This is a genomic window from Streptomyces sp. AM8-1-1, assembly GCF_032229325.1.
GTDB classification, from domain to species: Bacteria; Actinomycetota; Actinomycetes; order Streptomycetales; family Streptomycetaceae; genus Streptomyces; species Streptomyces achmelvichensis.
Window position 1 is genome coordinate 6,073,771 of sequence record NZ_CP135086.1, and the last position, 18,773, is coordinate 6,092,543.

Genomic DNA, 18,773 nt, shown 5'->3' on the forward strand with positions numbered 1-18,773 from the left:
AGGGGGACCCGGGTCCGCCCATTTGCAGCCTCTCGGCGCGCCGCTACCGACTGATCTTCATAACGTGTGCTTATGAGTCAGACGCCTCGGTTTCGCACCATTCTGAGCTGCACCTTGCTGGTCGTGTCCCTCGGGGCGGTAGCGACCGCGTGCGGCGAACCCGACACCCATCCGCTCTCCGCCGCACCGTTCGACGCGGCGGAGCAGATATCCTTCAACACGCCCCACTCCAGTGGGAAGAAGGTCGACCCCGACAAGCCACTCGAAGTCACCACCAAGGGTGACAGCGGCCGCATCACCGATGTGACCGTCATCGACAGCTCGGGGCACTTCCTCGCCGGCGAACTCTCCGCGGACGGCAGCCGCTGGCGCTCCACCGCCCCGCTCTCGGCCGGTGCGAAGTACACCGTCAAGGTCTCCACGGAGGACTCCGACGGCTCACCCGGCAGCCGCACCCTCACCTTCGAGACCGCCCCGGCCAAGCGGCTCCTGACGGTCGCCTTCGGCCCGAAGGCGGGCACGTACGGCGTCGGTCAGCCCATCACGGCCGACCTCAGCCTCCCCGTCAAGGACAAGGCCGCCCGGCAAGTCGTCGAACGTGCGCTCAAGGTCGACTCCCAGCCCTCGGTGGAGGGCGCCTGGCACTGGGTCGACGACAAGAAGCTGCACTTCCGCCCGAAGGAGTACTGGCCCTCCGGAGCGACCGTGAGCGCCTCCAGCAACCTCCAGGGCGTCAAGGTCTCCAACAAGCTCTACGGAGGCTCCTCGAAGGGCCTGAAGCTCACCATCGGCGACCGGATCGAAGCCATCACCGACGCGGCCTCGCACCAGATGACGGTCCTGCGCAACGGAGAAGTGATCAACACCATTCCGGTGACCACCGGCAAGCCCGGCTTCTCCACCCGCAACGGCATCAAGGTCGTGCTCGCCAAGGAGTACTTCGTCCGGATGCGCGGCACCAGCATCGGCATCGCCGAGGGCAGTTCGGAGTCGTACGACCTGCCTGTGTACTACGCCACACGCGTCACCTGGAGCGGTGAGTACGTGCACGCCGCCCCGTGGTCCGTCGGATCGCAGGGCGCCGCGAACGTCAGCCACGGCTGCACGGGCATGTCGACCAGCAATGCCCAGTGGTTCTTCAATACCGTCCGCGAGGGCGACGTGGTGAAGGTCGTCAACAGTGCCGGAAACGAGATGGACCCGTTCGGCAACGGTTTCGGCGACTGGAACCTGGACTGGGACAAGTGGCGCACGGGCAGCGCCCTGGTGGCCGGTGGTGGCACCGGTGCCGTCACGAACCCCGTCGACACGGCACGGCTGCGTCCCCAGGTCTGACCGGCACGCGGCAGGCTCGTCAGGCCTCCACGGCCAGCCTGCCGCGCAGCAGGGCCGCCAGTGCGTCCGCGAACTCCACCGGGTCCACCGGAAGGGTCACAGCGGCCTCCGCGCGGCTCCAGGTGGCCAGCCAGGCGTCCTGCGGGCGGCCGATCAGCAGCAGCACGGGCGGGCAGTCGAAGATCTCGTCCTTGATCTGCCGGCACACGCCCATACCGCCCGCGGGAACCGTCTCGCCGTCCAGCACGCAGACATCGACGCCGCCCTGGTCCAGCTGCTTCAGTACGGCGGGCAGCGTGGCGCACTCGATGAACTCGACCGGCGGAACGTCGGTCGCGGGCCTGCGTCCGGTCGCCAGCCGCACCTGCTCGCGGGTGTTGGCGTCGTCGCTGTAGACCAGCACGGTGGCGGTCGGCTGCATTCTTCCTCCGATTCGACGGCGGCTCGGCTCAGGAACCGATGGGCCGGATGCTACTCGGTCCCACAGCCGGTCAACAGCCGTTCGGACACCGCTTCGATGGGCCGTTCGGGCTGGACGGGAGCCACTGACACACCGAACGGCACCCCCCGGAGTGAGGGCGGGATAAGCGACCGACATAATGTCGGTCGTGGCGACAGCAACGACAGTAGAAACCGGGCACGCGCACCCGTCGGTCAATCGACCGAACCTCACCAGCGTCGGAACCATCATCTGGCTGAGTTCCGAGCTGATGTTCTTCGCGGCCCTCTTCGCGATGTACTTCACCCTGCGATCGGTGACGGGGGCCGAGTTCTGGTCGGAGAAGGCTTCGACCCTGAACTTCCCGTTCTCGGCGACCAACACCACGATCCTGGTGCTCTCCTCCCTCACCTGCCAGCTCGGCGTCTTTGCCGCCGAGCGCGGTGACGTGAAGAAGCTCCGCTCATGGTTCGTGATCACGTTCGTGATGGGTGCGATCTTCATCGGCGGCCAGGTGTTCGAGTACACCGAGCTGGTCAAGCACGAGGGCCTCTCGCTCTCGTCGGACCCGTACGGCTCGGTGTTCTACCTGACCACCGGCTTCCATGGTCTGCACGTGACGGGCGGACTCATTGCCTTCCTGCTGGTTCTCGGCAGAACGTACGCAGCCAGGAGGTTCACCCACGAGCAGGCAACCGCCGCCATCGTCGTGTCCTACTACTGGCACTTCGTCGATGTCGTCTGGATCGGCCTCTTCGCCACGATCTACATGATCAAGTAAACGGCGCAGGCACACGCTGCCTGAAGCAGACACAGTCCAGAAGCATCGACGCAGAAGATCCTGACACCGGGGTAATCCGTGAAAAAGCTCTCCGCACGACGACGCCATCCGCTGGCGGCGGTCGTCGTCCTACTCCTCGCGCTGGCGGCAACTGGGGGGCTGTACGCCGCGTTCGCACCCGCGGACAAGGCGCAGGCCGATGAAACCGCCCAGTCCCTCGCCATCGAGGAGGGCAAGAAGCTCTACACCGTCGGCTGCGCCAGCTGCCACGGTACCGGCGGTCAGGGCACCTCTGACGGCCCGAGCCTGGTCGGCGTGGGCTCCGCAGCCGTCGACTTCCAGGTCGGCACCGGCCGTATGCCGGCCCAGCAGCCGGGCGCCCAGGTGCCGAAGAAGAAGGTCATCTACTCGCAGGCCGAGATCGACCAGCTGGCGGCGTACATCGCCTCGCTCGGCGCCGGTCCGATCACGCCGACCGAGAAGCAGTACAACCCCGCGGGTGCCGACATCGCCAAGGGTGGCGACCTGTTCCGCACCAACTGCGCCCAGTGCCACAACTTCACGGGTGAGGGCGGTGCGCTGACCAACGGCAAGTACGCCCCGAGCCTGGAAGGCGTGAGCCCGAAGCACATCTACGAGGCCATGCAGACCGGCCCGCAGAACATGCCCTCCTTCCCCGACACGACGATGCCGGAGCAGGAGAAGCGGGACATCATCGCTTACATCAAGAATGTGAACGGCGAGGAGTCCGAGAGCCCCGGCGGCCTCAACCTGGGTGGCCTCGGCCCCGTCAGTGAGGGACTGTTCGGCTGGATCTTCGGTCTGGGTGCGCTGATCGCAGTCGCCATCTGGGTCGCGGCCCACACCGCTAAGGCCAAGAAGTCATGAGTAGCCAAGAGAATCCAGAAGAGAACCTGCCCGCAGAGCAGGCCGCCGCGCACGGCGCGGGACACGAGGGCACCACCGTCGTCAAGCACGACGCCGATCCCTTCGCCGACCCGGGACTGCCGGCCCACAAGCCGCGTATCCAGGACATCGACGAGAGGGCCGCCAAGCGCTCCGAGCGCACGGTTGCCTTCCTGTTCCTGCTGTCGATGCTGGCAACGGTCGCGTTCATCGCGTCGTTCGTCATCTTCCCGGTCAACAAGATCGTCTACATCTGGCCGCTCGGCCACATCAGCGCGCTGAACTTCGCGCTGGGTATGACGCTCGGTGTCGCCCTCTTCTGCATCGGCGCGGGCGCGGTCCACTGGGCCCGCACCCTGATGTCGGACGTGGAGATGGTCGACGAGCGGCACCCCGTCGCCGCACGGCCCGAGGTCCGCGCCAAGGTCATGGCCGACTTCGCGGCGGGCGCCAAGGAGTCCGCGATCGGCCGGCGCAAGCTCATCCGCAACACGATGTTCGGTGCGCTGACGCTGCTGCCGCTCTCCGGTGTGGTGCTGCTGCGCGACCTCGGTCCGCTGCCCGAGAAGAAGCTGCGCTCGACGCTGTGGGCCAAGGGCAAGCAGCTCATCAACATGAACACGAATGAGCCGCTGCGTCCCGAGGACGTCGCCGTCGGTTCGCTGACCTTCGCCATGCCCGAGGGCCTGGAGGAGGACAGCCACGATTTCCAGAAGGAGATCGCGAAGGCGGCCCTGATGATCGTCCGTATCCAGCCGGAGGACATCAAGGACAAGCGCGAGCTCGAGTGGTCGCACGAGGGCATCGTGGCCTTCTCGAAGATCTGCACGCACGTCGGCTGCCCGATCAGCCTCTACGAGCAGCAGACGCACCACGTGCTGTGCCCGTGCCACCAGTCCACCTTCGACCTCGCCGACGGCGCCCGTGTCATCTTCGGTCCCGCCGGTCACGCCCTTCCGCAGCTGCGGATCGGTGTGAACGCCGAGGGCCACCTCGAGGCGCTCGGCGACTTCGACGAGCCTGTCGGTCCTGCCTTCTGGGAGCGCGGATGAGTACCAAAGCAGAGTCCAAGCGCAAGGCACCGGCCGGCGAGAAGGTTGCCGACTGGGCGGACGGCCGGCTGGGGATCTACTCCCTGGCCAAGGCCAACATGCGCAAGATCTTCCCGGACCACTGGTCCTTCATGCTCGGTGAGATCTGCCTCTACAGCTTCATCATCATCATCCTCACGGGTGTGTATCTGACGCTGTTCTTCCACCCGTCGATGAACGAGGTGGAGTACCACGGCAGCTACATCCCGATGCAGGGTGTGCGGATGTCGGAGGCGTACGCCTCGACGCTGGACATCAGCTTCGACGTCCGCGGCGGTCTGCTGATCCGGCAGATCCACCACTGGGCCGCGCTGGTGTTCCTCGCCGGCATGCTGGTGCACATGATGCGCGTCTTCTTCACGGGCGCGTTCCGCAAGCCGCGCGAAGTCAACTGGATGTTCGGCTTCCTGCTGTTCGTCCTCGGCATGTTCACCGGCTTCACCGGTTACTCGCTGCCGGACGACTTGTTGTCGGGCACCGGTGTGCGGTTCATGCAGGGTGCGATCCTGTCCGTGCCGGTCGTCGGCACGTACCTGTCGATGTTCCTGTTCGGCGGGGAGTTCCCCGGCGGCGACTTCGTGGCCAGGTTCTACTCGGTCCACATCCTGCTGTTGCCGGGCATCATGCTCGGTCTGCTGGTGGGCCATCTGATCCTGGTCTTCTACCACAAGCACACGCAGTTCGCGGGCCCCGGCCGGACGAACAACAACGTCGTGGGCATGCCGCTGCTGCCGGTCTACATGGCCAAGGCCGGAGGCTTCTTCTTCCTGGTCTTCGGTGTCATCTCGGTTATGGCCGCGGTCGCCTCGATCAACCCGATCTGGGCACTCGGTCCCTACCGGCCGGACCAGGTCTCCACCGGCGCACAGCCCGACTGGTACATGGGATTCTCCGAGGGTCTGATCCGTGTGATGCCAGGCTGGGAGATCAACGCCTGGGGCCACACGCTCGTCCTGGGTGTGTTCATCCCGCTGGTGATCTTCCCGCTGGTGCTGGTCGCGATCGCCGTCTACCCGTTCATCGAGTCCTGGGTCACCGGCGACAAGCGCGAGCACCACATCCTGGACCGCCCGCGCAACGCCCCGACCCGAACGGCCTTCGGTGTGGCGTGGCTGACCGTCTACTTCGTGCTGCTGATCGGTGGCGGCAACGACCTCTGGGCGACCCACTTCCATCTGTCGATCAACGCGATCACCTGGTTCGTCCGGATCTTCTTCTTCGCCGGACCGGTCATCGCCTTCATCGTCACGAAGCGGATCTGTCTGGGTCTTCAGCGTCGCGACCGGGACAAGGTGCTGCACGGACGCGAGTCCGGCATCATCAAGCGCCTGCCGCACGGTGAGTTCGTCGAGGTCCACGAGCCGCTCAGCCAGGGCGACCTGCACGCGCTCACCGCGCACGAGCAGTACAAGCCCGAAGAGCTTGGTCCGGAGACGGACGAGAACGGGGTCCGCCGCAAGGTCACCCCGGCCCAGCGGATGCGGGTCAAGCTCAGCAAGTCGTACTACGGCGAGGAAAGCCAGATTCCCAAGCCGACGCCCGAGGAGTTCAGGGAGATCAGCAGCGGCCACGGCCACCACTGACCGCCTGAAGCGAGTGCATCGCCGCCACAGCGCCAAAGGCACCTCCCGGCAGTAGCAGGTGAAGGGCCCCGTCCAATCGTCGGACGGGGCCCTTCACCGTCTCCGGGGCTGGATAGGGTGGACGCATCCCCTTATCGGCTGTGGACCCAGGAGTGGACCATGAACGTTGTGACCCCGGTCGGCGGCGACAGCGTGGCGGCTCACTCCTGGCCGAGTGTGCTGAACGCGCTGCTCGACAACCGCGACCAGAGCGCCGACGCCACCGCCTGGGCGATGGACCGCATCCTCAGCGGTGAGGCGACGAACGCCCAGATCGCCGGGTTCGCGGTGGCGCTGCGGGCGAAGGGCGAGACGGTCGAGGAGATCTCCGGCCTCGTACGCACCATGTACGAGCACGCGAACCTGATCCAGGTGCCCGGCCGCAGCGTCGACATCGTCGGCACGGGCGGCGACGGGGCCAAGACGGTGAACATCTCCACGATGTCGGCCATCGTCGTGGCGGGCACCGGGGCCAAGGTCGTCAAGCACGGAAACCGCGCGGCCTCGTCCGCGAGCGGCGCGTCCGACGTGCTGGAGAAGCTCGGCGTCAACCTCCAGCTCACCCCGCAGCGGGTGGCCGAGGTCGCGGAGGAGGCGGGCATCACCTTCTGCTTCGCGGTGAAGTTCCACCCCGCCCTGCGGCATGTGGCCGCGGCGCGCAAGGAACTGGGCATCCGCACCACCTTCAACTTCCTCGGCCCGCTGACCAATCCGGCGCAGGTCAGGGCGCAGGCCACCGGGGTCGCGGACGCGCGGATGGCGCCCATCATGGCCGGGGTGCTCGCCGAGCGCGGCTCGTCGGCACTGGTCTTCCGCGGCGACGACGGCCTGGACGAACTGACGACGACCGCCACCTCACGGGTGTGGGTCGTACGGGACGGCGCGGTGCGCGAGGAGGCGTTCGACCCGCGGGACATCGGCATCGACCTGGTCCCGGTGGAGGCGCTGCGCGGTGCCGACGCCTCGTACAACGCCGATGTGGCGAGACGGCTGCTCGGCGGGGAGACCGGGCCGGTGCGGGACGCCGTCCTGCTGAACTCGGCGGCCGCCCTGGTCGCGCTGGATCCGACGGACGGCACGCTGAACGAACAACTGGCGGCCGGGGTCGCCCAGGCCGCCCGGGCCATCGACTCGGGGGCGGCGAACGACGCGCTCCAGCGCTGGGTGGCCGCCACCAACGACGTGGGCTGATCCGGCGGGGCCGGCAGTACCGGTTATGCGTCGCGCGAGGGCGCGGTCCGGATGGTGGACCGCGCCCTTGCGGTGTCCGCGTCGTATGGCAGGATGCTCTCCAAGGTCATGAGTGACAGCGATTACGGCCCCGGCCCGCTGTCCGGCAACCCTCCGTCCGTGGCGGGGTGCCCCGGGTGAAGACCAGGCCGCAGGCAGCGAGGTCTGTGGCAAGCGCGGACCCCTGCACACCCTGGGGTCCTGGTCCTCAAGGGAGCAGTCTCGTGAGCAAGCGAATGCGATAGGGCGTACAGCCCCTTCTTCAGCACACCCTCCGCACGGCGTCCGCCGTGTGTCGAGGTCCCCGCACCGCCGGGTTCTTGAAGCCGATTTCGCCTTTCCTGCCGGGAGATACCGCCATGTCCGCACGCCTGAACACCGCCACCGCTCCTGCCGCCACCGCCCTCTCCCCGGACGTGGCCGTCGCCGCTGCCGGGTCCGACCCCTGCTGTGCCGAGCCGCTGCCGGTCCTCGGCCGTGACGTGACCGTGCCGCTCGTGACCGGCGGTGAGGTCACCTACGCGGCCCTCGACTACGCGGCCAGCGCACCGGCCCTTCAGCGCGTGTGGGACGACGTGGCCGCGTACGCCCCCTACTACGGCAGCGTCCACCGCGGCGCCGGGTACCTCTCGCAGCTGTCCACCGACCTCTTCGAGAACAGCCGCGTCACGGTCGCCGACTTCCTCGACTGCCGCGAGGGCGACCAGGTCGTCTTCACTCGGTCCACCACCGACTCGCTGAACCTGCTGGCGTCCGCGCTGCCGGCGGACTGCCGCGTCTTCGTCTTCGAGACCGAGCACCACGCCTCGCTGCTGCCCTGGGGCGATGCCCGGGTGACGTATCTGAACGCGCCGCGCACCCACGCCGAGGCGGTGCGGACGCTGGAGGAGGCGCTCGCCGGCCGCGACCCCATCGGCCCGGCGCTGGTCTGTGTGACCGGAGCGTCCAATGTGACGGGTGAGCTGTGGCCGGTGAAGGAGCTCACGGAAGTGGCGCACGCCCACGGGGCGCGGATCGTCCTGGACGCGGCGCAGCTCGCCCCGCACCACGCCGTCTCGGTGCGGGACCTGGACGTCGACTGGGTGGCGTTCTCCGGACACAAGCTGTACGCGCCGTTCGGCTCGGGTGTGCTCGCGGGCCGGGCGGACTGGCTGCAGGAGGCGGAGCCGTACCTCGCGGGCGGCGGTGCGTCGCGCAAGGTGGCACGGCGTGCCGACGGCGGTGTGGACGTCGAGTGGCACACGACGCCCGCGCGCCACGAGGCCGGCTCGCCCAACGTCATCGGCGTCTACTCCATCGCCTCGGCCTGCAAGGCGCTCACCGAGGCCGGCTTCGAGAACCTCGTCGCCCGTGAGCAGCACCTGGTCGACAGGGTCCTGGAGGGCCTGGCCACGGTGCCGGAGGTCAAGGTGCTGTCGCTGTTCGGTGATGAGTCCCCCTCGCGTTCCGCAGGGGAGGCCCCCACGCGGGTGGGTGTCATCTCCTTCGTGGTGGAGGGCTGGAACAGCTCCCACTTCGCGGCTGCCCTGTCGGCGGAGTACGGCATCGGCGTACGCGACGGACTGTTCTGCGCCCACCCGCTGGTGCGCACCCTGCTGGGCAGCGCCCCGCAGGACCCGGGCGAGTGCGGCGCCCCCGAGGCCCAGCCGGGTGAGGCGTCCTTGAACGCGATCCGGGTGAGCTTCGGCGCCGGGACGCCCGACGAGCACGTGGAGCGCTTCGTCGGTGCGGTGAAGGAACTGGTGCGCGAGGGCGCGAAGTGGCAGTACCGCACCGAGGACGGCCGCTGCGTGCCCGCCGTCTGAGCGACCGACCATGCAAGAAGCCCGCGCCGGACGGCGCGGGCTTCTTCGTGTGCCGGGGCCCGTCCCCGGGCGCCTGGACCGATGGCCTCTAGGAGTCCAGACCGATCGCGAACGCCGCCTCCAGGTCGTGCTGCGAGTACGTACGGAACGCGACGTGCGTGTCCGTGCCCTCGACACCCTGGATCTTGCTGATGCGGCCGGGGATCACGTCCGCCAGGTCGTCGTGCTTCGCCACGCGGACCATGGCGATCAGGTCGTAGGTGCCCGTGACGGAGAAGACCTCGCTGACGCTGTCCAGCGCCGCGATGGACTCGGCGATCTCGGGAATGCGGTCCACGCTGGTCTTGATGAGCACGATCGCAGTGATCACGGCTGGCTTTCTCCCTCGGTGGCCGCTGCTGGGGCCTTCACTCTAGCCGGACGCCGGAACCGCCCCCAGGCATAGAGGAACCCGGTACCGAAGCCCACCACGTGCGCGAGGTAGGCGACGCCGGGCCCGCCCTCGCCGGCCCCCGACGCGGCCAGCCACTGGAGGACGAACCAGAAGATCAGCACGATCCAGGCGGGGAAACGCAGCGGCAGGAAGAAGAGGAAAGGGAAGAGACTGGTGACCCGGGCCTTCGGGAAGAGGAGAAGGAAGGCGCCGAGCACCCCCGAGATCGCCCCGGACGCTCCCACCAGGGTCTGCTCGGACTCGGCGTTGGCCGCCGCGTAGGCGAGCAGGGCGAGGGCGCCGGTGCCCAGGTAGAACAGGGCGAACTCCAGCGGCCCCATGCGCTCCTCCACCATCGCGCCGAAGACGTAGAGGAAGAGCATGTTGCCGAGCAGGTGCAGCCAGTTCCCGTGCACGAAGAGCGCGGTGAACGGGGTGAGCAGCGTGTCCGGGGAGCCGGTCATCAGCCGGCCCGGGATCACGCCCCACCGCTCGAAGTACACGCTCTGCGCCGCGAGCCACGCGTCACCCGTGCCGTACGACGGGTTCAGCCCCGAGACCGGGCTGATGAGGAAGACCACGCAGCAGACGGCGATCAGGCCGTACGTCACCGAGGGCCTGGTCACCGCGCCCCGCACCCTCCGCCAACCGATCATGGACAGATCATGGCGTAGCGGGCCGGAACGGTACAGAGTGCCTCGCCGTGCCGCGGGGTACCCGCGAGGCCGTAGGGTTACAGGGAGTACATCCGCAGTTCGACGGCGCACCGCGGCACCCGCATCCGCACGACGAAACGAGGACGGAACGATGACGACGGTTCCCTCGCCGACGGACCAGACCCGCTGGCGCTGCACGCTCTGCGGGAACCTCACCCGCTTCGACGTCACGCGCTCGTCGAAGGTCGTGGAGTACGTCCATCTGGACCTGGCCGGAGAGCCGACCGTCGAAGAGCGTGACGTGGTCAGTGAGACCATCGAGTCGGTGCGCTGCCGCTGGTGCAACGCGGTGGACAAGATCGAGCTGGTGGACAGGCCGGGCGCCGCCTCCTGAGGGAGTGGCCCGAACGGGTAGTGGGGTGACGGATCGTGGAGCAGCCTGACAGCGGCGCCGAGCCGGCCGGTGCGGCCGGTGACGCCGCAGAGGCGCTCGACCGGCCGTTGCCGGAAGGTGTGCGGCGCCGGGTCGTGGCGCTGGTCTCGGACGCCTTCGGCGGGCTCACCGTCGCGGAACTGCCCACCCAGTTGCGGCAGTACGCCCGTTTCACCCCCTCCCGCCGCGCCAAGTTCGCTGGCAACGCGATGGCCGCGGCCCTGGAGGGCGACCCCGTCTTCCGGCAGCGCATCGCGGAACGGCTCACCCAGGCGCAGCCCGAACTGTGCGGGGCGTTGACGGCGGGATCGCCGCCCGCGGCGGCCGATCCACTCGACGTGGCGGCCGCCGCCTACGTTCTGCGGCCCACCGGATGGGTGAAACTTGTCGCCGCCGCCGGCGAGGAGGCGCAGCGCGCCGACGCCGAGCGTGCGGACGAGGCCGGCCGGCGCGAACTGGAGCGGCTGCGTGAGGAACTCGTCGAGGCGCGCGGTCTGACCAAGAGCGAGACCGAACGGCTGCGCACCGAGCTGGAGACGGCCCGCAAGGAAGCCGAATCGCTTCGCCGCAAGCTGCGCAGCGCCCAGAGCGACGTCAAGCGCGGCGAGGCCGCGCTGCGCCGGGTGAACGCCGAGATCGACACCATCAGGTCCGAGGCCGCGGCCCAGGTCTCGGCCGCCGAGAGCGAGAGCAGACGTCTCAAGGCCCGTCTCGGCGAGGCGGAGGCCGCGGTCGAGGCCGGACGCCGTGCCGCCCGTGAGGGGCGCTCCGTCGAGGACATGCGCCTGCGGCTGCTGCTGGACACCGTGTTGGAGTCCGCGCAGGGGCTGCGCCGCGAACTCGCCCTGCCGCCCGCGTCCGTGCATCCCGCGGACACGGTCGACGCGGTCGAGCCCGGACGGATGTCGCCCAAGGACATCGCGGCCCGGGCCCTGTCTGAGACCGACCCCGCGCTGCTCGACCAACTGCTCGCACTGCCGCAGGCGCATCTCGTCGTCGACGGCTACAACGTCACCAAGACCGGCTATCCGACGATGCCGCTGGAGAAGCAGCGACTGCGGCTGCTCGGCGGGCTCTCCATGCTCGCGGCGCAGACCGGGGCCGAGATCACCTGTGTCTTCGACGGGGCCGAGCTGGCCGCCCCGGTGCTGCTGGCACCGCCGCGAGGTGTGCGCGTGCTGTTCTCCAAGCCGGGTGTGACGGCCGACGAGCTGATCCGCCAGCTGGTGCGCGCGGAGCCGCCCGGCCGGCCCGTCGTGGTGGTCTCCACCGACCGCGAGGTCGCCGACGGTGTGGCGAAGGCGGGGGCCCGGCCGGTCGCGTCCGTTTTGTTGCTGAAGCGGCTTTCGCGCGTCTGAGCAACTTGCGTACCCCTTGCGCCGATTCGCTCCACTCTCGGCGGAACGTTGCGTCAAGTGGCAATCACAACGCGTGTGATGTGAGTAAAGAATGCCCTCCGCGCCAAACATTTTTCCCGACAGGATTTGAAGTGATCACAAGAAGGTCACTAAGGTCAGGCCTCGAACCTTCGCGCGGTTGATCACCCATCCGGGGTGACAGCGAAGGAACCGCCACTTCTGTGCACGTCAGCTTTTTCCCGGGGGAGCTGTGTGCGCGGAGCCGGGGTTCACCCCCCACTGCCCGGTAGGCGGCTGAGGAAGAAGGAGCTCGCCCGCGTGGCGTCCCACCGTCGTCCCAAGCAGCCGAGCCGCACCCGCGTGACCGTGCTCACCGCGACCGCGGCAGCGGCCGTCGCCCTCACTTCCCAGGCCGCCCAGGCTGATCCGAAGCCGAGCAAGAGCGACGTCAAGGAAAAGGTCGACAAGCTCTACGAAGAGGCCGAGAAGGCCACCGAGAAGTACAACGGCGCCAAGGAGCAGCAGGACAAGCTCCAGAAGCAGGTCGACGCCATCCAGGACAAGGTCGCCCGCGGTCAGGACGAGCTCAACACCCTGCGGGACGGCCTCGGTTCGGTGGCCAGCGCCCAGTACCGCTCCGGCGGCATCGACCCGGCCGTACAGCTCTTCCTCTCCTCCGACCCGGACAGCTACCTCGACAAGGCCTCCGCGCTGGACCAGCTCGGCGCCAAGCAGACCGAGGCGCTCACCGAGATCCAGACGAAGCAGCGCACCCTCGCGCAGCAGCGCAAGGAAGCCCAGAGTAAGCTCGGCGACCTGGCCGACACGCGCAAGCAGCTCGGCACGAAGAAGAAGGAAGTCCAGTCCAAGCTCGCGTCCGCGCAGAAGCTGCTGAACTCCCTGAGCGCGCAGGAGCGTGCCTCCCTCGCCGCCGACGAGACCCGCGCCGACCGCGCGAGCGAGCGTGTGAACCTCGGTGCTGCGGTGCCCGCCTCGCAGCGCGCGTCCGCCGCGTTCGCCGCCGCCCAGAGCAAGATCGGTACGCCGTACGTCTACGGCGCCTCCGGCCCCAACTCCTTCGACTGCTCCGGCCTCACCTCCTGGGCGTTCGCCCAGGCCGGTGTCGGCATACCGCGCACCTCGCAGTCGCAGGCCAACGCCGGCACCCGGATCTACTCCCAGAGCGCCCTCAAGCAGGGCGACCTGGTGATCTTCTACGGCGACCTGCACCACGTCGGCTTCTACGCGGGCAACGGCCAGGTGCTGCACGCGCCGCGGAGCGGAGCCAACGTGCGCTACGAGTCCATCAACAACATGCCCTTCCAGTTCGGCGTGCGCATCTGACGCCCAATCGGGCGATTTCCCGCACCTCCTGCTGACGCTGCGCCCCGCCGGTGACCTGTGGTCTCCGGTGGGGCGTCACTGTCTGTGCACGATACGGTCGTTGGCCGCTGCGTGATCGCCCGGCTACTGTCTGCCGCGCACCATCCCTCGTGCACCTCGTCCAGCGGAAGGGAGCGCGGTTCGTGGCGTCCCATCGACGGTCCTCACAGCCCGGTCTCACTCACAGCGCCCGGGTCACCGTACTGTCCGCCGCGGCGGCAACGGCCGCTGCGGCGCTCGGGGCCGCACCGGCGGCCGTCGCCGATCCCGGCGACGGGCCGGACTCCTCGCGCGCCACGGTCGACCGGCTCTTCGAGGAGGCCGAGAAGGCCACCGAGCAGTTCAACAAGGCCGGTGAGAAGGCCGACCGGCTGCGCGAAGACGTGAGCCACGCGCAGGACAGCGTCGCCCGGGGCCAGGAGCGCATCAACCGGATGCGTGGCGCGCTCGGTTCGGTCGCGGGGGCGCAGTACCGCTCCGGCGGCATGGACCCGGCGCTCGAACTGCTCCTCTCCGGGAACCCCGACACCTATCTGGAGAAGGCCGCGACGCTGGACCGCATCAGCGAGCGTCAGGCCACCGCCCTGCGGGATCTCCAGCAGGCCCAGCGAAGACTCGGCCAGGAGCGTGCGGAAGCCGCTCGCGACCTCGTCGAACTGGAGCGCAGCCAGGCGGCCGTCGCTCGTCACAAGCGCACCGTCGAACGCAAGCTGGGAGAGGCCCGGCGCCTGCTCAACTCGCTGTCCTCCGAGGACCGCGCCGACTTCGACCGCGCCTCCCGCTCGGGACGCGGCACACTGCCCGAGCTCTCCGGCCTCGCCCCCTCCTCGGCCCGGGCCGCCGCCGCGGTGATGGCCGCCCGCAACGCGGTGGGCCGCCCCTACGTCTGGGGTGCCAACGGGCCCTCGGGATTCGACTGTTCGGGGCTCACCCAGTGGTCGTACGCCCAGGCCGGCGTCGGACTGCCGCGCACCTCGCAGGCGCAGCGCTACGCCGGCCGCCAGGTCTCCCTCTCCGAGGCCCGCCCCGGTGACCTGGTGGCGTACCGCAGCGACGCCAGCCACATCGCGATGTACATGGGCAACGGGCAGGTGGTGCACGCGCCCTATCCCGGCGCCCCGGTGCGCTACGACCCGGTCGGCATGATGCCCGTCTCGTCGGTCACCCGCGTCTGAGCCCGGTCCCGCTCCGGGCCCCGGCCGGCCGTCCGGGCCCGGTCCGGCGTCCGGGGCGGCCGCGTCCGCGGCGACTTCGCGGGTGGGCCGGCTCCTCGCCGGGGCGCGGACCGCGTCCTGGCCCGTCCGCTTCCGCTCCGCGTTCCGTACGATCGACAGGGTGGCAGGTCACGGGCGCGTCGGGCGCCGGGCGATACGGATGGCGGCGGGGCTCGGCCTCGCCGTCGCTCTGCTGACCTCCGGCTGCGCCGGTCCCGGGGCGTCCGACAGCACCGTCCGGGAGATCCAGCGCACCCTCGACGGCCGCGCCGCCGCCGTCCTCGGGCACGACGAGAACGCCTATCTCGGTGCGCTGGACACCGAGGCGAGCGCCCTGCGGGCCGACGAGCTCAGACAGTTCCGCAACATGGCGGACATCCCCTTCGGCTCCTGGGAGTACCGGCTCGGGGACGTTCGCCGCGACGGCTCCACCGCGGTCGCCGACGCCGAACTCCGCTACCGCATCGCCGGATACGACACCGCGCCCGTCACCGCCGCCCGCACTGTCGAATTCACCCGGCGCGACGGCCGCTGGTATCTGAAGGCCGACCGCCCTGCCGGGAAGAGTGCCCAGCAGCTCTGGCAGCAGGGCGACGTGCATGTCGTACGCGGCAGCCGCAGCCTGGTGCTCGCGGTCGACAAGGACACCGTCCGGCAGAAGGCGCTCGCGGCGACCGCCGACCGTGCGGTGCCCGCCGTCACGGGCACCTGGCCGTCCCCGTGGGCCCGGCGCGTCGTCGTCCTCGTGCCGTCCTCGCTGGAGGCCATGGGTGACCTGCTGGGCGCGCCCGCGGCCGGCTACCGCGGCATCGCGGCCGTCACCACGGGCGAGACCGGGGTGTCCGGCAAGGCCCCCGCGGACCGGGTGATCGTCAACCCCGAGGCGTACGGGGTGCTCGGTGACTTCGGGCAGACCGTCGTGCTCACGCACGAGACGACGCACGTGGCGACCCGTGCGTACACCTCGAAGGCCACTCCCATGTGGCTCTCCGAGGGCTTCGCGGACTGGGTCGCCTACCGCGGCACCTCCCGCACGGACGGACAGACCGCGCCCGAACTCCAGCGCGCGGTCCGCGGTGGCGAGACCCCGGCCGCCCTGCCGGACGACAAGGACTTCGCCTTCGGCGGGGACGCGGATGTGCTGGCGCGGGCGTACGAGAGCGGCTGGATGGCGTGCGAGCTGATCGCCGAGAGATGGGGCGAGGGGAAGCTGACCGCCTTCTACCGTGCGGTGGGGGAGAAGGAGCACCGGGCGAGCGCGGTCGAGAAGGCGATGCAGGACGTGCTGGGGACCTCGCCGGAGGAGTTCACGGTGACATGGCGGGGCTATCTGCGGGAGCGCCTGGGCTGACGGCGGCTCCCTCCGGGGCGCCTCAGGAGGAGAGCAGCTCCTTGTCGGGCGCGGGCCGCAGCGGCGGGCTCCCGTGGCTGCCGGGCTCGTGGACCGTGTGCCGCCACAGCCGTACGCAGGCGGTCACCGTCGCCGCGACCAGCAGACCGTTGCGCACCGCCAGCAGCAGCACGCCCAGCGGGTCGCTCTCCACCACCAGCGCGAAGTAGACGGGGAACTCCAGCACCGTCATCGCGCACGCGGCCAGCACCAGCCAGGCGGGCAGGGTCATGCGGCAGGCCCGGAAGGTGAGGCAGACCGCGGCCAGTCCGACCAGCCAGATCATGTACTGCGGGCTGATCACCCGGCTGGTGGTGGTGAACAGCAGCACGGCCGTGAACGCCGCGTCGCACACGGTGGAGGGGCCGAACTCCCGCGCCCGCAGCCGCCACAGCACCAGCCAGCCGAGCGCTCCCGCACCGAGGACCATCGCGAGCGTGGAGACGAGCGGGACGTAGGGGCCGAGGAACTCCACGGACCCGTAGTTCAGCGCCACCCGGCCGTCCCAGCCGACGTGCCGCGCCCCGTGGAAGACGAGCGCCCCCAGCGACTCGATCTCGGTGCCCCGGTCGCGCTGGGAGGTGAGAAAGGCCAGGGCGCCGGGCATCGCCGCGACGAAGAGCAGGGTGAGGCCGGCCGCCGTGGCCGCCGCGGCGGCCCAGGAAAGGCGGGTCGCACGTCCGCGCGGCAGCCCCAGCAGCAGCAGGACCGGCCAGACCTTGAGCATGGCGCCCAGGCCCGCGAGCACCCCGAGCATGCGGGGCCGGCGGGCTCCCGCGACGAGCGCGGCCACGGCGACGGCGGTGACCATCAGGTCGTAGCGCGCGTACGCGGTCGGTCCGATGAGTGCCACCCCGCCGACCCACATCCAGGCACCTCGCCGGGTCGCGCCCGGCCGTCCGCCGGCGTGGAGCAGCAGTGCGAGCACGACGGCGTCGCAGAGGGCGGCGAGGACGAAGAAGGCGGAGGCGTAGCCGAGGAGGGGCACCACGGCGGGGGAGAGGATCGTGAGCGCGGCGGCGGGCGGGTACTGCCAGGTGACGTCGTCCAGCGGGAAGGTGCCGCTGGTGAGCGTCTCGTACCAGCCCTGGTAGATCACCGAGACGTCGGTGGTGACGTCGGGGCCGGGGAACGTGACCACTTTGAAGACGCACAGCAGCAGCGCCGTCCTGGTGAGGATCCACACCGCGAGGGGGAGCCGGGTGCCGGCCGCGTCCGCCATGAGCATCTCGTCCCTGTTCGTAAGGAAATGAGGGATGTTCATGATGCCGGGCGGGACCGTGCCGGAGCGACGAGGCAGGGCCGTTCGGTACTGTCGGCGGACGATGCACAAGACCTTGATCGTGACCAACGACTTCCCGCCCCGGCCCGGCGGTATCCAGGCCTTCCTGCACAACATGGCGCTGCGGCTGGACCCCGAACGGCTCGTCGTCTACGCCTCCACCTGGAAGCGCGGGCAGGAGGGCGCGGAGGCGACCGCGGCCTTCGACGCGGAGCAGCCCTTCACCGTCGTGCGGGACCGTACGACCATGCTGCTGCCGACCCCGCGGGTCACCCGGCGTGCGGTCGGACTCCTGCGGGAACACGGCTGCGAGTCCGTGTGGTTCGGGGCGGCGGCGCCGCTCGGGCTGATGGGTCCCGCCCTGCGCAGGGCGGGTGCGAAGCGGCTGGTGGCCACGACGCACGGGCACGAGGCCGGCTGGGCCCAGCTCCCCGCGTCCCGGCAACTGCTGCGGCGGATCGGTGAGGGCACCGACACCATCACGTATCTGGGCGAGTACACGCGCTCGCGCATCGCCGCCGCGCTCACGCCCGAGGCGGCGGGCCGCATGGTCCAACTGCCGCCGGGCGTCGACGAGAAGACCTTCCACCCGGGCTCCGGCGGCGAAGCGGTCCGCGAACGGCTCGGGCTCACCGACCGGCCCGTGGTCGTCTGTGTCTCCCGGTTGGTGCCCCGCAAGGGCCAGGACACCCTGATCCTCGCGATGCCCGCGATCCTGGCGAAGGTGCCGGACGCGGTGCTGCTGATCGTGGGAGGCGGCCCGTACGAGAAGGACCTGCGCAAGCTCGCGCAGGACACCGGAGTCGCGGGATCGGTCCGCTTCACCGGCGCGGTGCCCTGGGCCGAACTGCCCGCCCACTACGGCGCCGGCGACGTCTTCGCGATGCCGTGCCGCACGCGCAGGGGCGGCCTGGACGTCGAGGGTCTCGGCATCGTGTACCTGGAGGCGTCGGCGACGGGCCTGCCGGTGGTGGCGGGCGACTCCGGCGGCGCCCCGGACGCGGTGCTCGACGGCGAAACGGGCTGGGTGGTACGCGGCGGCTCGGCCGAGGACGCGGCCGACCGGATCGTGACGCTGCTGGAGGACCCGGAACTGCGGACGCGGATGGGGGAGCGGGGCAGGCAGTGGGTCGAGGAGAAATGGCGCTGGGACCTGCTGGCGGAGAAGCTCAGAACGCTGCTGTAGCGGGGATGATGTTTCGCCCTTCCGCAGGGTGCGTGCGCGCTGATGTGCCTTGTCGCAGGGTTCTTCCGCGGTGACGCCCGGTCGCTGCGAGAGGCGTCCGCGGGGGTGTGAGGTCGTGGCCCGCCGCGGTCGGCGGTGACGGGACGGACCGGTTGGGTCTGTCCCGGGTGACGTCCGGTCGCTGCGAGAGGCGTGCGCGGGGGTGTGAGGTCGTGGCTGCCGCTGTCGG

General features: G+C 69.9%; 17 protein-coding genes and 1 riboswitch. Of the genes, 13 read left to right on the plus strand and 4 right to left on the minus strand.

The features are described 5' to 3' along the window. Positions 1-72 precede the first annotated feature (72 nt). Positions 73-1,335 carry a L,D-transpeptidase gene (locus RPQ07_RS27055; RefSeq protein ID WP_313946804.1) on the plus strand — a complete coding sequence of 421 codons (1,263 nt, stop codon included), beginning with the start codon at positions 73-75 and terminating at the stop codon, positions 1,333-1,335. A 19-nt stretch (positions 1,336-1,354) separates the two neighbouring features. Here RPQ07_RS27055 and RPQ07_RS27060 read toward each other — a convergent pair whose 3' ends face one another. After that, positions 1,355-1,756, minus strand: a complete 402-nt coding sequence (locus RPQ07_RS27060; protein ID WP_313946805.1) for a hypothetical protein — start codon at positions 1,754-1,756, stop codon at positions 1,355-1,357. 178 nt (positions 1,757-1,934) lie between these two features. Between RPQ07_RS27060 and RPQ07_RS27065 the strand changes: the two genes are divergently transcribed. The 6 genes from RPQ07_RS27065 (at position 1,935) to RPQ07_RS27090 (ending at position 9,209) form a co-directional block, all read left to right on the plus strand. Beyond that, positions 1,935-2,555, plus strand: coding sequence for a heme-copper oxidase subunit III (locus tag RPQ07_RS27065; RefSeq protein ID WP_313946806.1), 621 nt, complete (start codon positions 1,935-1,937; stop codon positions 2,553-2,555). 78 nt (positions 2,556-2,633) lie between these two features. Then, the gene (locus RPQ07_RS27070; protein ID WP_313946807.1) at positions 2,634-3,443 is read left to right on the plus strand and encodes a c-type cytochrome; all 810 of its coding nucleotides are present in this window, start codon (positions 2,634-2,636) and stop codon (positions 3,441-3,443) included. Next, complete coding sequence (locus RPQ07_RS27075) at positions 3,440-4,513, plus strand: ubiquinol-cytochrome c reductase iron-sulfur subunit (protein WP_313946808.1); 1,074 nt, start codon at positions 3,440-3,442, stop codon at positions 4,511-4,513. The genes RPQ07_RS27070 and RPQ07_RS27075 overlap by 4 nt, the downstream gene beginning before the upstream one ends. After that, on the plus strand, positions 4,510-6,135 hold the full coding sequence (locus RPQ07_RS27080) for a cytochrome b (RefSeq protein ID WP_313946809.1): 1,626 nt from the start codon (positions 4,510-4,512) through the stop codon (positions 6,133-6,135). The genes RPQ07_RS27075 and RPQ07_RS27080 overlap by 4 nt, the downstream gene beginning before the upstream one ends. A gap of 159 nt (positions 6,136-6,294) precedes the next feature. Next, positions 6,295-7,365, plus strand: a complete 1,071-nt coding sequence (trpD, locus tag RPQ07_RS27085; RefSeq protein WP_313946810.1) for an anthranilate phosphoribosyltransferase — start codon at positions 6,295-6,297, stop codon at positions 7,363-7,365. Between the two features lie 104 nt (positions 7,366-7,469). Continuing rightward, positions 7,470-7,587: riboswitch (SAM riboswitch) on the plus strand. A 176-nt stretch (positions 7,588-7,763) separates the two neighbouring features. Then, complete coding sequence (locus tag RPQ07_RS27090; protein ID WP_313946811.1) at positions 7,764-9,209, plus strand: aminotransferase class V-fold PLP-dependent enzyme; 1,446 nt, start codon at positions 7,764-7,766, stop codon at positions 9,207-9,209. Positions 9,210-9,297: 88 nt separating this feature from the next. Here the strand turns inward: RPQ07_RS27090 and RPQ07_RS27095 are convergent, their stop codons facing one another. Both RPQ07_RS27095 and RPQ07_RS27100 read right to left on the minus strand, forming a co-directional pair. Then, positions 9,298-9,579, minus strand: a complete 282-nt coding sequence (locus RPQ07_RS27095) for an Lrp/AsnC family transcriptional regulator (protein WP_307663983.1) — start codon at positions 9,577-9,579, stop codon at positions 9,298-9,300. Further along, positions 9,576-10,298 (minus strand): rhomboid family intramembrane serine protease, encoded by a 723-nt coding sequence (locus tag RPQ07_RS27100; RefSeq protein WP_313946812.1) that lies wholly within the window; start codon positions 10,296-10,298, stop codon positions 9,576-9,578. The genes RPQ07_RS27095 and RPQ07_RS27100 overlap by 4 nt, the downstream gene beginning before the upstream one ends. Before the next feature lie 151 nt (positions 10,299-10,449). Here RPQ07_RS27100 and RPQ07_RS27105 point away from each other — a divergent pair, with 151 nt between their 5' ends. The 5 genes from RPQ07_RS27105 (at position 10,450) to RPQ07_RS27125 (ending at position 16,037) form a co-directional block, all read left to right on the plus strand. Beyond that, positions 10,450-10,692, plus strand: a complete 243-nt coding sequence (locus RPQ07_RS27105) for a hypothetical protein (protein ID WP_313946813.1) — start codon at positions 10,450-10,452, stop codon at positions 10,690-10,692. A 35-nt stretch (positions 10,693-10,727) separates the two neighbouring features. Next, positions 10,728-12,089 carry an NYN domain-containing protein gene (locus RPQ07_RS27110; RefSeq protein ID WP_313946814.1) on the plus strand — a complete coding sequence of 454 codons (1,362 nt, stop codon included), beginning with the start codon at positions 10,728-10,730 and terminating at the stop codon, positions 12,087-12,089. A gap of 318 nt (positions 12,090-12,407) precedes the next feature. Beyond that, entirely contained in the window at positions 12,408-13,433 is a 1,026-nt protein-coding gene (locus tag RPQ07_RS27115; protein ID WP_313946815.1) for an NlpC/P60 family protein, read from the plus strand. Positions 13,434-13,615: 182 nt separating this feature from the next. After that, a complete protein-coding gene (locus RPQ07_RS27120; protein WP_313946816.1) occupies positions 13,616-14,647 on the plus strand; it encodes an NlpC/P60 family protein in 1,032 nt (343 codons plus the stop codon). Positions 14,648-14,846: 199 nt separating this feature from the next. Further along, on the plus strand, positions 14,847-16,037 hold the full coding sequence (locus tag RPQ07_RS27125) for a hypothetical protein (protein ID WP_313949038.1): 1,191 nt from the start codon (positions 14,847-14,849) through the stop codon (positions 16,035-16,037). 22 nt (positions 16,038-16,059) lie between these two features. On the opposite strand, the gene RPQ07_RS27130 is transcribed toward RPQ07_RS27125, so the two are convergent. After that, positions 16,060-17,304: a glycosyltransferase 87 family protein gene (locus RPQ07_RS27130; protein WP_313949039.1), complete on the minus strand. Its 1,245-nt coding sequence runs from the start codon at positions 17,302-17,304 to the stop codon at positions 16,060-16,062. A 97-nt stretch (positions 17,305-17,401) separates the two neighbouring features. On the opposite strand from RPQ07_RS27130, the gene RPQ07_RS27135 reads away from it, so the two are divergent. Then, a complete protein-coding gene (locus tag RPQ07_RS27135) occupies positions 17,402-18,544 on the plus strand; it encodes a glycosyltransferase family 4 protein (protein WP_313946817.1) in 1,143 nt (380 codons plus the stop codon). The last annotated feature ends 229 nt before the right edge of the window (positions 18,545-18,773 follow it).

Excerpts from the sequence above, each read along its gene's own strand:
- trpD (WP_313946810.1), top strand. The coding sequence starts at position 6,295 with ATGAACGTTGTGACCCCGGTCGGCGGCGACAGCGTGGCGGCTCACTCC.
- RPQ07_RS27090 (WP_313946811.1), top strand. The coding sequence starts at position 7,764 with ATGTCCGCACGCCTGAACACCGCCACCGCTCCTGCCGCCACCGCCCTC.
- RPQ07_RS27125 (WP_313949038.1), top strand. The coding sequence starts at position 14,847 with ATGGCGGCGGGGCTCGGCCTCGCCGTCGCTCTGCTGACCTCCGGCTGC.
- RPQ07_RS27055 (WP_313946804.1), top strand. The coding sequence starts at position 73 with ATGAGTCAGACGCCTCGGTTTCGCACCATTCTGAGCTGCACCTTGCTG.
- RPQ07_RS27060 (WP_313946805.1), bottom strand. The coding sequence starts at position 1,756 with ATGCAGCCGACCGCCACCGTGCTGGTCTACAGCGACGACGCCAACACC.
- RPQ07_RS27105 (WP_313946813.1), top strand. The coding sequence starts at position 10,450 with ATGACGACGGTTCCCTCGCCGACGGACCAGACCCGCTGGCGCTGCACG.
- RPQ07_RS27075 (WP_313946808.1), top strand. The coding sequence starts at position 3,440 with ATGAGTAGCCAAGAGAATCCAGAAGAGAACCTGCCCGCAGAGCAGGCC.
- RPQ07_RS27135 (WP_313946817.1), top strand. The coding sequence starts at position 17,402 with ATGCACAAGACCTTGATCGTGACCAACGACTTCCCGCCCCGGCCCGGC.
- RPQ07_RS27080 (WP_313946809.1), top strand. The coding sequence starts at position 4,510 with ATGAGTACCAAAGCAGAGTCCAAGCGCAAGGCACCGGCCGGCGAGAAG.
- RPQ07_RS27130 (WP_313949039.1), bottom strand. The coding sequence starts at position 17,304 with ATGCTCATGGCGGACGCGGCCGGCACCCGGCTCCCCCTCGCGGTGTGG.
- RPQ07_RS27065 (WP_313946806.1), top strand. The coding sequence starts at position 1,935 with ATGTCGGTCGTGGCGACAGCAACGACAGTAGAAACCGGGCACGCGCAC.
- RPQ07_RS27100 (WP_313946812.1), bottom strand. The coding sequence starts at position 10,298 with ATGATCGGTTGGCGGAGGGTGCGGGGCGCGGTGACCAGGCCCTCGGTG.